Below are 14,611 nucleotides of genomic sequence, written 5' to 3'. Positions count from 1 at the left end.
GTGGGGGCATGTGAGGCCTGCGTGAGGGCAGTTGGTCGTCGAGCCGCCGCCGAACGCCAGGTGACGGTACGCGCCCCCGAGCACTGCAGGGACGCGCCGCAGGGTGGGACCGGATCACAGAGATCCCACAAGAACCGCCCCTACGGTGCCTCGGCGGATGTCGGCAACGAGGGGGAGCACCGTGGATCGTTCACGTCGTCTGGGCGGACGCTACCGTCTGGAACAGGTCCTGGGTCATGGGGGGATGGCCGAAGTATGGCTGGCGTACGATCTGCTGCTGTTCCGCCCGGTCGCGGTGAAGGCGCTCCGGCCGGAACTCGCGGCCGATGCCGAACACTGGGCGCGTTTCCGCCGTGAGGTCGTCTCGGCGGCCCTGTTGGGGCACCCGTCCGTCGTCGCCGTCTACGACGCGGGCGAGGACACGATCGACGGCCACCTCGTCCCGTACCTCGTGATGGAGTACGTCAAGGGCGCCACGCTGCTCCAGTTCGTGCGCGAGGAACGGATCGCCGGACCCGAGCACGCCCTGGAACTCACCGCCGGCGTGCTGGAGGCGCTCGATCACGCCCACCGCCACGGCATCGTCCACCGGGACATCAAACCGGCGAACGTCATGCTCTCCCACGAGGGCACCGTGAAGGTGACGGATTTCGGCATCGCCCGCTCGGTGGATCGGGCCGGTACGACGCTCACCCGCACCTCGGTGGTGGTGGGCACGGCCGAGTACCTCTCGCCGGAACAGGCCCGGGGCGAGCAGGTGGACTTCCGCACCGACCTGTACTCGACCGGCTGTCTGCTCTACGAACTGCTCACCCACCGCCCCCCGTTCACCGGTGACACGCCGCTGGCCGTGGCGATGAAGCACCTCTCGGAACCACCGGTGCCGCCCTCTGCCCACGCCCCGCACCTGCCTGCCGCCTACGACACCCTGGTGCTGCGCGCGCTGGCCAAGGACCGTGCGGACCGGTACCAGACCGCCGAAGAGATGCGCGAGGCCATCGGGGAGGTGCTGGCAGGCCGTGCCACGGCGGTCACCTCGCCGCTGCCGGATCCGCCTGCGACGGTTCGGAACATCCAGCTACCGCCACCCCCGGACCCCCGGAAGGAACGCCCCGTACGCCGACGGCGTTTCCGCCGGCCGCTCCAGGCGATGGCGGTGCTGCTGGCGGCCGTGTGCGCCTACGTGATCGTCGGATCCCACGCCCCTGCTCGTCCCCGGGTCGCGGCACCCTCGCTGATCGGCGAGACGATGAACGGAGCCCGATCGGGCGCCAAGGCGGTCGGCCTGCGCGTCCAGCCCATCCGACACCGAGGGTGCCCTCACCCCGGCACGCCCGTCGGCCGAATCTGTGAGCAGACACCCTCGCCCGGCAGCCAGGTGCCACGTCATGCCGTCCTGAGGGTCACCCTGTCTCCCGGCACAACTCGTCAGAGGTAGAGCGGCCCGCTGCGGCGATCTCCGCGTGCGCCCGCGCCGCGAGATGTTCGGCGCCGCACCTCTCCGCCAAGCCGGCACCCTCGAAGAGCAGTTCCGCCGCCCGGCCGGCATGGCCCTCGCGCCTGAGGCCGATGGCGAAGTCGACCAGTGCCTCGGCGTACAGGTGCTGGTTCGGGGACTTGCTGAGCGCCTCCACGGCGCGCTCCAGCAGCGCCGGGGCGTCCCCGTCCTCGGCCACCGCCGCGCTGAACCGCAATGCCTCACCGATGGCGGTGGGCGTGTCGTAGCGCTCCGCTCGTTCCAGTGTCCGCGCCGCGAGAGCGCGGGCACCGGCGGGGTCCTCCGGCGCGAGGGCGAGGGCGAGGTGTCCCGCCCAGGGGCACCAGGTCGGATTCAGGATGCCCTTGGCCTCCAGCCGCTCTCCGGCGGCGGTGAGTTGGGCGATGGCCTCCCTACGACGGCCACGGACGAGCAGCAGGCGCCCGTACAGCGCCTGGGGGTCCGGGAAGACCACCGCGTTGGGGTAAGGGGGCGCGAAGTCGTGCGTCTCGGCGACGCTCAGCGCTTCCTCGGTGTGGCCGCGGGACAGCAGGACGTCGAGCAGCAGACCGACGGCGTACCACTTGGCGGGCAACCTGGGTCCGACGCGGTCGGCCAGCCGGACCGCCTCACGCGCGCAGCGCTCGGCCTCGGTGAGCATTCCGCGCCGGAAGTGGACCAGACCGAGGAGGCTGAAGGCGAAGGAGAGGTGGGCTCCGCTCCATCCGACCTGCTGGCACTCGGCGATGGCGGAGCTGAACAGCTCCTCCGCGCGGTCGCACTGGTCGGCGTACATGTACCCGAGCGCGGTGATGCTGGGCAGCTCGAAGCCCCAGTCGGGGTCGGTGTAGCTGAGCCCTACGGCGCGTGCGGCGACGGCCAGCGCGCGTTCAGCCGGCTCGCCGCGCAGCGTGGCATCCCAGGTACGCAGGCACAACAGGGCCTTCTCTCCCACGTTCTGCCCGGACAGGTGCTCGGCGAGCCGCGTGAGCCGACGGGAGCGGACGGACGCCTGCACCTCATGCGTGTCGAAGACCTGCCACAGGTGGTGCGCGGCCTGCAGGCGCAGCCGCGCCCGGTACGACCGTGCGCGGGCGGCCTCGGCCCCCACCACGTCGGCCGCTTCGCCGAGCTGGTCGTTGTGGGCGAGAACCTGTGCCAAGCGGAAAGTGGCGTCCTCTCTGAGCGTGGGGTCGAGGTCGGGAAGCTCCAGGGCCGCCGAGAGGTGGTTGACCGTGGTGGCCGGGGCGGTGAGCAGGGCGGAGCAGCCGAGCTCGTAGAGCACCGCCGCGCGCTCCTCGGCCCGGGGCGGCTCGCGCAGCGCACGCTCCAGGCAGCGACGGGCGGCGTCCGGAGCCCCTTGGCGAAGGTTCTCCCGCGCGGCCGCGCGCAGTTGCTCGACGGTCAGCGGGTCGTTGCTCGGATGGGTCTCCAGCAGGTGCCGGGCGGCGACAGTGATGTTCAGGCCCGCGTCGGTCACCGCGGAGGCGGCCTGCCCGTGAATGGCGGTGCGCATCGCCGAAGGGATGGCCCGATACACGGCCGTGGCGATGAGGGGGTGGACGAACTCGAGCGTCCTGGTGCCGGTCAGGATACGGGCGACCCGCAGTTTGTCCGTGGCGTCCTCGGCCTCGGCCGGGGGCAGCCCGGCCACCGAAGCCGCCAGTTCGGGGGAGATCTCGGTGCCGAGCACCGCCGCCGCCCAGGCGAGCCGCACGGCCCGGTTGCCGAGCCTCTCCAGTCGCTTGACCAGTCCGGTGCCGCGGGACGACGAACCGAGGTCGCGCAGCAGGTGAGCCGACTCCTCGGAGGGGGTGAGACCCCGGTCCTGGACCTTGGCGACGAGTTCGACGGCCTCGTAGGGGTTGCCGCCGGTGACGGCCCAGCACTCGCGGCAGAAGGGATCGTCCGCGTCAGGCCCGAGTGCGGCGCGGACGAGTTTCGCGACCGACTCCGGGCTGAGAGCGCGCAAGCTGATCGGGTGTGACCCGCGGCCGCCGACCAGTTCGCGGAACGCCACGGCCTCGGCCGGCAGTTCGTCCGGTCGGTACCCCAGGACTATCAGGACGGGTAGTTCCTGCACGCGCACGGCGAACGTGGCCAGCCAGGCGAGGGACTCCGCATCGCCCCAGTGGGCGTCGTCGACGACCATGACGATCGGCGCCCTGCGCACGGCGAGCTGTGTGAGGACCCAGTCCAGACCGTCCCGGACACCCTGTGGATCCGGCACGGCGGTACCGGCCTGCTGAGCGAAGAGGCCGACGGCCGGCCCCGCGATCTCGTACCAGCCACCGAAGATCTCGCGACGCTCGGCCTCGGCGCAGGATGCCAGGACAGGCTGCAGCAACTGCCGGACGACGTGGAAGGGAACCGTATGCTCCTGCTCGCTGCCGCGCGCGGACAGGACCGTGCACCCTCGGGCGGCGGCCATGCCCCGGATCTCGGCCAGCAATGTCGTCTTGCCCAGTCCTGCGGCGCCGCTGAGGAACAGCAGCCCGCCACGTCGACCGCCGCTGTCCGCCGAGCGGGTGCAGAGCGCCTCCACCGCCTCCCGCGCGGCGGCCACCTCATCGTCACGCTCGTACAGGGGCGTTCCCGCTCGGCTGGGGTCCACCGACCCGAGTCGCCTCTCGTTGCGTTCCTGTTCCGGCACGCTGTTCCCCTCGCTTCCCAGCCTGTTGGCCAGCCTAGCGAAGTGGGACGACGTGCGGCAGAAATGCGCAGGAACCGTGTCGGCCGCCTTCCCAACCCGGAGCCGAAGTGGTAGGTCGTCAGCCTTACGTCTACGCCGCCTGGCGGAAGCGATTCGGACTCCTGTGCGGGGAGAGTCGTGGCGTCAGTGGGTCGCGCTGCCCGAGACCCACTCGCTCCACGGCATGTTCCAGTCGCTGAGGCCGTTGTCCGGGGCCAGCGTGGTCTTGTCCGCGGAGTTCTTGACGATCACGACGTCACCGGTCATCGAGTTGTCGAAGAACCACGCGGCGGGCTGGTTGCCGTCGCCGCCGCCCTTGACGTCCTTCAGGCCCACGCAGCCGTGGCTGGTGTTGACCTTGCCGAAGACCGAGTCGGCACCCCAGTAGTTGCCGTGGATGAACGTGCCCGAGTCGGTCAGGCGCATGGCGTGCGGTACGTCGCCGATGTCGTACGCGGGCTTGCCGTCCTTGTTCGTGAGGCCGACGCTCGCACCGCTCATATGGGTCTGCCCGAACTTCTCGGAGATGACCATCCGACCGTTGTGCGTCGGGTGCTCGGGGCTGCCGGACGAGATCGGGATGGTCCTGATCGTCTTGCCGTCCCGTACGACGGTCATCTGCTTCGTGCCGGCGTCGACGGTGCTGATCTGGCTCCGGCCGATCTTGAACGTGACCGTCTTCTGGACGCCGTGAAGGGTGAGCCTGACGGTGACGGTGGAGCCGGGCTTCCAGTAGCTCGCCGGGCGGAAGTCCAGGCGGTCGTCGTGGAACCAGTGACCGACCACCCGCTGGCCGCTGCTGGAGCTGACCTGGATCTCCGACTGCACGGCGGCCTTGTCGCCGATCGGCTTGTCGAAGTTGACCGTCACCGGCATGCCCACGCCGACGGTCGAGCCGTTCTCGGGGGAGAGGTGCCCGATGAAGTCGTTGGCCGGGGAGACCGTGGTGATCGTGGCGTTCCCGGTGGCGGAGCGGTTCTGGGCGTCCTCGGCCTCTGCGGCGACCTGATACTTGGTGGCCCTCTGCAAATGGCCGTTCGGCTTCCAGGACGTGCCGTCCGCGGACAGGGTGCCCGGAATCTCGGCACCGGTCGCGACGGCGGTCATGGTCACCTTGGTGAGCTTGCCGTTGCTCACCGTGACTTCGACGGGGGCGTTGACCCCTACGCCGTAGGCACCCTGACCAGGCGTGATCCTTATTCGGGCGGCGGAGGCGTCCTGGCCCGCCTGGTTCGACTGCGCCTGCGGGCTCGGGTGGTTGCCGGTGCCGTTGCCGCTGGTGGCAGCGCTGCTGGTACCGCCGAGGGCTGTGACTGCGAGTACACCGCCGAGTACGCCGGCCGTAGCCATCAGCCCGGTGTGTCGCTTACTTACCGTGATCAAACGCTTCTCCCATGTCACTGGCCGTCGTATCCGTGGAGCTGGTTACCGAATGGGTGCAACCGGCATCAAGAACCACCCTTACGCATTCATCCGCCCCGAAGGGAAGGAATTGTGGCGAATTCCACGCGTCGCGACTGCGTCGCCTCGGCCGGTGGCGAAGAGGTATGCGGTGTACGCCCCCGGGCTGCCCGCGCAGCCGCCGACCGTGCTCCGCCGCCGCCCGCGGCGGAGCCGGCCCGCTCCGGGCTGCGGAGGGTCAGCCGGTGTTCGACGGTCCGAAGAACTCGATCTCGGCGATGGCGACCTGCTTGTTGGCGGCGGGGAAATAGGCGGACTCGACGGTGAAGCGGACGCTGGTGACCGCGCCGACGCGGAAGGGGATGCGCTGGCCGCCGACGCTCTGGTCGAGAGTGAGTTCCCGCGTGACGGTCTTGCCCTTGTCGTCGGTGACGGTCGCCTTCAGGCGGTGCGGCAGCGCCTCCTTCTGGAGCTGGTCGGCGTGGGTGGAGACGCCCGGGGTGATGATCAGGTCCAGCAGCCGGGTCGGCTGGGTGAACTTGGCCTCGATCCACTGGCCCTCGCCGGACCCCGAGACACCCGGCCCCCACCAGGTGTTGTTCCACTTGTCGAAGGCCAGTTTGGCCGGGTGGCCCTGGTAGGAGCGGGACGCGGCGACGCTGTCCGGAGCGACCGAGGCGCGCTTGGCGAAGTGGTCCTCGGCCGCCTGGACGCCCGTCGGGATGTTGAACGCCAGCACGACCAGCAGGGTCAGCACGATCGCGGCGCCCAGCCAGCTCAGGACGCGGTCGAGGGTACGGCGCAGTCGGGGCCGTTCCCCGGCCCAGGGGGTCTCCCGGTTGCGGAAGTCCAGCATCCGCCGCCACCACGGACGCCGCACGCCGGCCGCCTGCTCCTCCCTGGTCATCGGCATCGCGCAGCGGGCGCAGAAGTGCCGGTCCGGCCGGTTGGGCGTGGCGCACCAGGGGCACGGTGTCCCGCCGCCCGCGCCCAGTTCCTCACCGGGCGCGTGCACCACCTGCGGCCGCTGCGGCGCCGGCCGCCCTGGGAGCACCGGCGCGACGGAGGGTGACTCGGCGGCCCGCTGTCGGGGATCGGTGACGGGGACGAGGAGCTGCCGGGCGCGGTGGTTCATGGTGTCGCTGAGGGGGGCGGGTGGGGGACCGGGTTCGCCGTGCACCGCGGGCAGGGGCTCGGTGGGCGCCGTCCCGTCCGTCCCGACCTGGGAGGCTGGGTCGCCGGTCGGCGCGGGGGCGTCGGGGGCCCCTGCACCGCCCTCCGCCGTTTCCGTGCTCCGGCCGCCGTCGCCTCCGTCGCTGCCTTGGCCTCGGGCCTCGCCGTCGGCCGGTGCCGAGCCCTGGGCCTGCGCACCGAGCGGGCCCCGCGCCGTACGCCCGCCACCGCCCTGCCCGACGGCGTCCCAGCCGGGGCTGCCGTCGCCGGTCCCTGCGGCGGGTCGTCCCGTACGGGGTTCGGCCGTGGGGTTCGTCCCGGCGTGCGCCGGTGCCCCGCCACCGCCCTGCCCGACGGCGTCCCAGTCGGAGCTGCCGTCCCCGGACGACGTCGCGCCGCCTCCCGCGGTACCGCCGGTCCCTGCGGCGGGCCGTCCCGTACCGGGTCCCCCCGCGGCGTTCGTCCCGGCGTGCACCGGGGCCGGCCCCGCGTCTCTGCTCGCGGTCGGGGGCCGTCCCGTACCGGGTCCGGCCGTGGGGTTCGGCCCGGCGTGTGCCGGGGGCGGTCCCGCGTCCGTGCGCACGGCGGTGTTCGCGCCGGAGGGGCCCGCGGGGTCGTCCCCGGTGCGGCCCGAGGAGGCCGGTTCCGCTGCGGCGCGTTCCGCGCCCCTGCGCGGGGCCGACCGGTCCGTCCAGCTCAGCACGGCCCCGCAGGCGTCGCAGAACGACTGGCCCGGTTCCGCGCGGGTGCCGCATTCGGCGCAGTTCTGGGTGGTCGTCATCGTTCCGGGGTCCTTTCGAGCGGAGCGGTCGCGGCGGTCACCTGGACCGTGTAGGGCATGTGGGCGGGCCGGGCGGCGGCCACGAGCGTGGCGAGGCGGTGCTCGTCCACCGGGGTCGGGTGGGGCAGGCGCAGCCGGACGTGGAGGCGCGGGCGGCGTTCGCCGGGCACCGTGCCCAGCGGCCTTGCGCTCCAGTCGGCGGCGCCGCTCTCGGTGATCTCCGGCTCGACGCCGAACGCGAGCCGCACCGCCTCCGCCAGACCCCGCCGGGTGCCGCGGATCCGGTGCAGGTACGCGGCGGCGGCGACGGCCGCCCGCAGCCGCGCCTCCGGTTCGGTGCCGTCGGTCTCGGCGCCGATCCAGGTGCCGAGCCACTGCGTGAAGTCCAGCGGCGCGAGGGACGGCCGGTAGTAGGTGTCCATGCAGTCGAGCGCGTTCAGGACGGGTGCCAGCACCTCGTCGAGCCCGGCGACGAAGCGCTGCGCGAGATCGTCGTCGGCGAACACCGCCGGCAGCATCACGCCGATCGGCGCGGAGGAGCCGAGACCATCGATCGAGCCTCTCAACAGGCGCTCCTTTCAGGGCGGTTCACGACACGTCTCCGATCACGCGCACCCGGTGGTCGAAGGAGAACACCAGCGACGGGGCGGACAGGTCGATGCGGTCGGTCGCCTCGCCCCGCTTGCCGGTCAGCGGGTCGGCCGGATGCAGCACCACCTCGTCGACCAGTTCCACCCCCGGCACCCGCTGGAGCACCGCGAACACCTCGCCCGCCTGCACCGGCCGCCCGAACGGCCATCCCTTGCCGTCCGTCCCGCCGGTGAGCGGATCGATGTGGCGGTAGAGGGCGTCGTGGGCCTCGCGGCGTACGCGGTCGGTGTCGACGCCGCGGAAGGCGTGCACGGTGGCGACCACCGTCACGCCCTGGTAGAACGGCGGCCCCACCGCCAGCCTCGTGCCGATCAGGCGCCGTTCGTCCAGATGCCGGGTGATGCGGGTCAACAGCGAGTCACCGGGCACGAGTTGCTCGAAGCGCAGCCGTCCGCCGGAGTCCGGCACCGCCTGCGGCACCACCAGCACCCGTACCGCGTAGGCCCCGTGCTCGCCCTCCTCGCCCTCCAGACAGGTGATGCGGGCGGTCTCGGGAGCGGCCCTGCGGGCCAGTTCCTCGTAGTCCCGCAGGGTCACCGCCCGCTCCTGCGCGCGCAGCGTGATCGGCGCGCGGACCTTCGCCTCCGCCACCGTCTCGCCGTCCACCCCGCCGCGCGCCGCCTCGCGGTTGACGACCTCGGAGACGTACGGGATGGACGTGCGCAGGATCTGTACGGCCCCGCGCGCCACGTTCCCGGCCCGGCCGCCGCCGGTGCGGTAGCGGCGCGCGCGGATGACGGAGCCCTTGGGCGCCACGGTGCCGTACTGGCGCAGGGAGCCGTCGGGCTCGCGGACCGCCGGGCCGAAGGCGACCTCGCCGGTCGTCGCGTCCAGCGTGATGTGCCGGTCGTGCGGCCCGGAGGCCGCGAAGTGCGGGACGACCCGCCAGTCCACCCAGCCCTCGTGCTCGGCGGTCTGCAGCAGCAGTGGCGGGTCGTCGCCGACGACGGGCGCGTGCGCGAGCCTCAGCCGCTGGCCCGGCAGTCCGGTGGACTCGCCGAGCGCCTCGTCGTACACCGTCTCCGCGTGCACGGCCGACGTCGTGCCGCCCATGGTGAAGGCCTCGGCGGCGCGCACGGTGGGGGAGGTGGTGTAGAAGGGCTGGCCGGTCAGGGGCTCGGTGACCCGGCAGCGCAGCCAGCCGGCCTCCTGGCCGCCGTTGCGGGACAGCAGGTGCCCGCCGGGGACGTGCAGGACGACCTCGCCCGGCCGGTTCAGGCCGCCGGTGCCGTCGCGGTCGACCTCGCAGGGCCGCCAGCCGTCCGCGGTCCACGCCTCCCACACCAGCGGCGGCTGGCGAGGGTCGACGCCCACGCCGTCCACCCTGCTGTCCAGGTCCAGGACGACGGCACAGTGCGGGACGGCCGCGGACAGCCCCACGAGCATGCAGTCACCGGGGTTCGGGGCCTCCGCGAAGCACGGCAGGTCCTTGGCCTCGGCCAGGTCGGCGGTCAGGTCGGCGGCCGGCTCGCCCCGCTGCTGCCTCATCAGGAACCGCAGCTCGCACGGTACGACCGCCAGGGCGCGCTCGGTGGCGAAGACCACCGCCTCCTGGCTCTCGGTGCGCAGAGTGGCGACCTCGGTGCCGACCGGCACCGGCACGACGTCGTGCTGCGGCGCCGACAGCCAGAACGTGACGTCCGTGCGGGCCGCCGTCGGCGGGAAGAGGGTGATGCCGACCAGGTCGAGGAACGCCAGATGGTTCTTCTCCGGCACGCGGTTGAGCCGGTAGACGATCTGGTCGGCCATGTGCGCGACCGTCTCGACGAGGGTGACGCCCGGGTCGGAGACGTTGTGGTCGGTCCACTCCGGGGCGCGCTGCTGGATGTAGCGCTTGGCGTCGTCGACGAACTGCTGGAAGCGGCGGTCGTCGAGGTTGGGGGAGGGCAGAGCCATCAGCGGTCGCTTTCGGGGGAGTTGCCGGGGCCGTCGTCGAACGGGCCGCCGCCGGTGCCGTCCTCCTCGTGGGAGGGGATGACGTAGAACGGGAAGACGAGACTGCGCGGATTGCTGGTGCCGCGGATCCGGTAGCGGACGTCGATGTAGAGCACGCTGCGGTCGGTGCCCGCGGTGACCTCCACGTCGGTGACCTCGACGCGCGGCTCCCAGCGGTCCAGGCCGGCGTACACCTCGTGCTGGATGCGGCCGGCAGTCTGCTCGTTGACCGGGGCGAAGACCAGGTCGTGGATGGCGCAGCCGTACTCGGGCCGCATGGGCCGCTCGCCCGGCGCGGTCGACAGGACGAGCCGGATCGCCTCCTCGATCTCCCGCTCGCCGCTGACCAGGGCGATGCCCCCGGTCGGCCCGATGCGCAGCGGGAACGACCAGCCGGAGCCGACGAACTGTTCGGCCATCAGAACCACACCCAACTTCGACAGACACGGTCACGGAAACAGCGGTTGGCGCCCGTCACGGGATCGGCGCGATCACGGGGATGGTGCTGACGAGGAACGCCTCGGTCCCGACCAGCGTGGAGGCGGCCTTGATCGTGGTGTTGGCGATCGAGCTGATCTGCACCGAGCCCTCGCCGCTGAGGGACGCGAGGCCCACGGCGTTCATGGCCAGCGCGCCCAGCGCGCTCAGCGAGATCTCGCCCGCCGCCTTCACGTTGACCATTCCGGCGCCCTCGATGCTGACCGAGCCGCCGCTCTTGATGGTCAGCCTGCGCCGCGCGCTCAGCGTGAGGTCGGTACCGGCCTGCACGGACACCGAGCGGTTGCCCTTGATCGTGACCGCGCCCCTGCTGTCCACCGTGATCTCGGTCTTCGTCCGGTCCATGTTGATGACCAGCCTGTCGTCGCCGGTGGACAGCCTGACGCCCCGTTTGCGGGTGCCGTTCGTCTGGCTGAGCAGGTCCAACCGGTTGGCGTCCCGGTCGGAGACGGTGTGCCGGACGGCCCGCTTCTTCGTCGCGTCGTGCAGCGGTTCCGGCACGTCGGTGGGCATGTCCTTGCCGTTGTAGAGGCCGCCGACGACGAACGGGTGGTCGAGGGCGCCCCGGTCGAAGGCGACGAGCACCTCGTCGTCCACGTCGAAGGGGAACACCCCGCCGCCGCGCTGGCCGCCCATCTGCACCGTCCGCGTCCAGTCGCTGACGTAGGTGTCGTCCAGCCACGGGAACCGCAGCTTGACCCGGCCCTGCTTGAGCGGGTCGTTCACATCGGTGACCAGCGCGTTGGCCACACTCGGCAGCCTGGGTCCGTTGCCCGTGCCGCCCCCGCCGGAGGACAGGCCGAACAGCGAGCGCCACTGCCGTCCGCTGACCGTCACCCACGCCTCGTAGTGCCTGCCGTCGCCGAAGGCGTGCCGTACGGAGGTGATCGTGTACTTGCCCTCGAAGGGCGCGCCGGTGTCCGAGAGCGCCACCGGCACGCCGGGCCGCAGCTTCGGGTTGCCCCATGCGACGACCTCGACCTCCGCGAAGGAGCCGGTGACGTCGTCGGCGAGGGCGTCGGAGGCGAACTTCACCTCGGTCGACCTGTCGTAGGGGATCGACGTCTCCACCAGCCTGCCCGGCTTGAACGCCCTCGCGGCGCGGCCGGGTGTGCTGCCGATGTCGAAGCCCGGGTTGGTGGTGGCGGGCGAGACGGAACTGAGCTGCTTCTTCTGCATGACGTCCCAGCCGCGCGCCTCCACCTCGCCCACCTGGTCGGAGGCGGTCACCGCGGCCCGCAGCCGCAGGATGTCGTGCCCCGCCTGGAGGACCAGCGGGCTCCTGTCGCCGTCGGTGCGCGGCGAGGGCGCCCCCGAGGCGGGCTTCGGCTCGACGAACTGGAACATGCCCTTGGCGTCGATGGACATGACCATCTCGTTCTCGTCGGCGAGCCGGGCGAGGAAGTCCCAGTCGGTGACGTTGGACTGGCTGATGAAGTCGTACACCGTCTTCGTCGACTGGATCCGGCCGACCGGAACGCCGTCCAGCGCGGCCAGCTTCTCGGCGATGTCGGAGGCGGACTGGTTCTTGTACGCGGCCACCCGGCGCCGGCGCATCAGCCGGTGCCCGAAGTCGTAGCCCCGGACGACCGTGAACGCGCCCGTGCCGTCGTAGTCGGCCTCGAAACCGGTGATCTCGCCGGTCAGCAGTGTGTCGCCGACGCCCTGCCCGTCGGCCACGGTGGCGATGGTGACCGGGGTCCCGAACGTGGCGCCCAGCCGGCTGATCATGATCCGGTACGGGTCGCGGAAGGTCAGCTGGAAGGCGGCGGGGACCCCGGCGCCCTGGTCGACCCAGCCGTCGACGAGCGCGTGCACCGCGTCGTCGGGCAGCTTCCCGCCGCCGATGCGGACCTGCAGGACGGCGGACGTCGCTTGCCGCACCATCAGCGCAGCACCTCCTCGGCTGCGGGCAGCAGCAGTTCGGTGCCCGAGGGCAGCCGGGCGGGGTCGTCGATGTCGTTGGCCTCGGCGATCGCCCGCCACGCGGTCGCGTCGCCGTACTCCCGCCAGGCCAGCGACTGCAGGGAGTCCCCGGCGACGACCCGGTGCACGCGCTGCGCGGTCAGCGCGCCCGACGTCGGGTTCTGTCGCTTGGTCTTGCTCGGGATCTCGTTGAGCTGGAGTCGGCAGCTGGCCCGGATGGGCACACCGCTCGTCCCGAACAGGAGGTACGACGTGGACAGGGAGGACACGTACGCCGTGAAGCGCGCGGTGGAGAACGAACCCCACTCGAGGACCACCCACGGCGGTGACGGCTTGTGTCCGTGGATGGACGCGTCCGTCACCTCCAGGCAGTCCAGCAGCGACTCGACGTTCTTCAGCACGGCACTGCCGGTCGGCTGGTCGGAGGAGTCGAGGAAGATCTCCAAGCTCATCTCCAGCGGCTCCACGCCCATGAACTGCGGTGTGGGTCCCTCCCGTTCGATCTGGACGGGGGTGACCTTCCACTGGGCGCGGCGGCTCATCTCCACCTGCGACGGGTTGAAGTCGAAGTCGAACGTCCTGATGAGCGCGCCCGGGGTGGTGCCGCCACCGAGCGGGGGTTCGTGGATCGCCAGACTGGCGCGCACGAGGCTGTTGCCGGCGCCCTTGCTGGTGGCCATGTCCTGGGGTTCTCCTTGTCCGGTCAGTCCGTGAAGCCGTGGTGGGTGATCTCCAGGACCTCGGTGGCGACGGCCGGGCTGGCCGGGTCGAGCGAGGGGCCCTGCCAGCTGACCGGCAGCACGTCGATCAGGCCCCAGCTGGCCACCTCGGACCCGTCCGCCCGCAGCGCCCTGATCTGCGCGGTGGGCCGCTTGATCCCCGTCTGCACGGAGGAGATCCACTTGGCGACCTTCGAGGTGTCCGGGGTGAGCGGGCGGGTCAGCCGGATCGTGGAGAACGTGACGCGCGTCGGCAGCTGCCACACGAACCCGTTGTTGCCGCCCTCCTGCCGGTGCTCGATCTCCACCTGCGACGACAGCCCCTCGCAACCGTTGAAGTAGCCGAGGCTCTCGCCGTCGATGCTGAGCGTGAACCAGATGGTGGAGCCCGGATCCTTTTGGGCCATCAGAGGCGGGGCCTTTCTCGAACGTCGTCTTCGGTGAGCTGTCTTCTTCGCCTGGCGTTCCGGTCCCGGCCGTCAGTGCCTGGGATCGCGGAGTCTGCCGATCCGCTCGCGGTCCATGCGCAGTTCGGTGCGGATCAGGCGGGTGATGCGGCCGATGAGCCGGTGTGCCAGTTCATCGAGCTGGAAGTCGGTGAGCGCCCTGGGGTCGAACCCGTTCCCCTGAACCGCCGAGTACTCCGGCGGCGCGCCACCGGCGGGGCCCGGGGAGTACGGAGGCGGGGCGTCGCCGCCGGGGTTCGCCGAGTAGGGGGGTGGCGCCTCGGCGCCCGCGGTGGCGGGGGACGGGGGGCCGCCGGAGGAGCCCGTGGCGGCGCTCTCGCTCCGGCCGGGACGCGTCCGGCCCAAGGTGGACGCGACCGTGGCGGCGGCCGCCGCGGCGAGCGCACCGGTGGCCCGGAAGGCGGAGGGGACGCGCTGGACGACGGGGAGCGGCGGCGCGGGCGCGGCAGCGGCCCTGGGCGGGGCCAGCTGTGCGACGCGGAGGGGAGAGCCGACGGGAACGGGGGCGGCGCGCCGCAACGGGATGGCCTCAACGCGCCCCGGCGAGGCAGTCGTTGGGCGAGCGGCGGTGGGGGCCGGGGTGCGCTGCACCGGCAAGGTCGGTATGGGGGGTGGTGACGGGTGCGTCGGGGGCGCGGGCGGCGGGGCGGAGGCGGGAGTGGTTGCCGGGGGCGGGGTGAGCTGCGTCGGGGCGGGCGGTGTGGGGGGTGATGAAGGGTGCATCGAGGGCGTGGGCGGAGTGGTTGCCGGGGGTGGGGTGAGCTGCGCTGGGATGGGTGGTGCGGGGGGTGATGAATGGTGTGCTGAGGGCGCGCGCGGGGTGAGCTGCGCCGGTGCGGGCGGTGCGGGCGGTGCGGGCGGTGCGGGCGGTGCGGGCGGTGCGGGCGGTGC

At 72.2% G+C, this 14,611-nt stretch carries 11 protein-coding genes and 1 pseudogene; 1 reads left to right on the top strand and 11 read right to left on the bottom strand.

The features are described from left to right. The first annotated feature begins 157 nt into the window (after positions 1-157). Complete coding sequence (locus ACWEN3_RS00400; protein WP_452963794.1) at positions 158-1,438, top strand: protein kinase domain-containing protein; 1,281 nt, start codon at positions 158-160, stop codon at positions 1,436-1,438. Here ACWEN3_RS00400 and ACWEN3_RS00395 read toward each other — a convergent pair. From ACWEN3_RS00395 to ACWEN3_RS00345, 11 genes and pseudogenes are all read right to left on the bottom strand, one after another. Then, positions 1,404-4,130, bottom strand: a complete 2,727-nt coding sequence (locus tag ACWEN3_RS00395) for an ATP-binding protein (protein WP_452963792.1) — start codon at positions 4,128-4,130, stop codon at positions 1,404-1,406. The two genes, ACWEN3_RS00400 and ACWEN3_RS00395, sit on opposite strands and share 35 nt — an antisense overlap. A 183-nt stretch (positions 4,131-4,313) precedes the next feature. Beyond that, the gene (locus ACWEN3_RS00390) at positions 4,314-5,519 is read right to left on the bottom strand and encodes an Ig-like domain-containing protein (protein ID WP_452963790.1); all 1,206 of its coding nucleotides are present in this window, start codon (positions 5,517-5,519) and stop codon (positions 4,314-4,316) included. A 289-nt stretch (positions 5,520-5,808) separates the two neighbouring features. Next, positions 5,809-7,524: an NADase-type glycan-binding domain-containing protein gene (locus tag ACWEN3_RS00385; protein ID WP_452963788.1), complete on the bottom strand. Its 1,716-nt coding sequence runs from the start codon at positions 7,522-7,524 to the stop codon at positions 5,809-5,811. Next, positions 7,521-8,090 carry a phage tail protein gene (locus ACWEN3_RS00380; protein ID WP_452963786.1) on the bottom strand — a complete coding sequence of 190 codons (570 nt, stop codon included), beginning with the start codon at positions 8,088-8,090 and terminating at the stop codon, positions 7,521-7,523. Before ACWEN3_RS00380 ends, ACWEN3_RS00385 begins: the two co-directional genes overlap by 4 nt. Before the next feature lie 22 nt (positions 8,091-8,112). Further along, on the bottom strand, positions 8,113-10,071 hold the full coding sequence (locus tag ACWEN3_RS00375) for a putative baseplate assembly protein (protein WP_452963784.1): 1,959 nt from the start codon (positions 10,069-10,071) through the stop codon (positions 8,113-8,115). Then, on the bottom strand, positions 10,071-10,529 hold the full coding sequence (locus ACWEN3_RS00370) for a GPW/gp25 family protein (protein WP_452963782.1): 459 nt from the start codon (positions 10,527-10,529) through the stop codon (positions 10,071-10,073). Before ACWEN3_RS00370 ends, ACWEN3_RS00375 begins: the two co-directional genes overlap by 1 nt. Before the next feature lie 55 nt (positions 10,530-10,584). Beyond that, the gene (locus tag ACWEN3_RS00365; RefSeq protein WP_452963780.1) at positions 10,585-12,495 is read right to left on the bottom strand and encodes a VgrG-related protein; all 1,911 of its coding nucleotides are present in this window, start codon (positions 12,493-12,495) and stop codon (positions 10,585-10,587) included. Then, the gene (locus ACWEN3_RS00360) at positions 12,495-13,214 is read right to left on the bottom strand and encodes a CIS tube protein (RefSeq protein WP_452963778.1); all 720 of its coding nucleotides are present in this window, start codon (positions 13,212-13,214) and stop codon (positions 12,495-12,497) included. Before ACWEN3_RS00360 ends, ACWEN3_RS00365 begins: the two co-directional genes overlap by 1 nt. Positions 13,215-13,237: 23 nt before the next feature. After that, complete coding sequence (locus ACWEN3_RS00355; RefSeq protein ID WP_452963776.1) at positions 13,238-13,660, bottom strand: phage tail protein; 423 nt, start codon at positions 13,658-13,660, stop codon at positions 13,238-13,240. 72 nt (positions 13,661-13,732) lie between these two features. After that, entirely contained in the window at positions 13,733-14,239 is a 507-nt protein-coding gene (locus ACWEN3_RS00350) for an extensin (RefSeq protein ID WP_452963774.1), read from the bottom strand. Positions 14,240-14,249: 10 nt separating this feature from the next. Then, a pseudogene (locus ACWEN3_RS00345) lies at positions 14,250-14,611 on the bottom strand (hypothetical protein); the annotation flags it as partial.

It is taken from the genome of Streptomyces sp. NPDC004561, from assembly GCF_053602155.1.
Note: the sequence above shows the minus strand (reverse complement) of the source record. Positions and strands in the feature narration are given on the sequence as shown.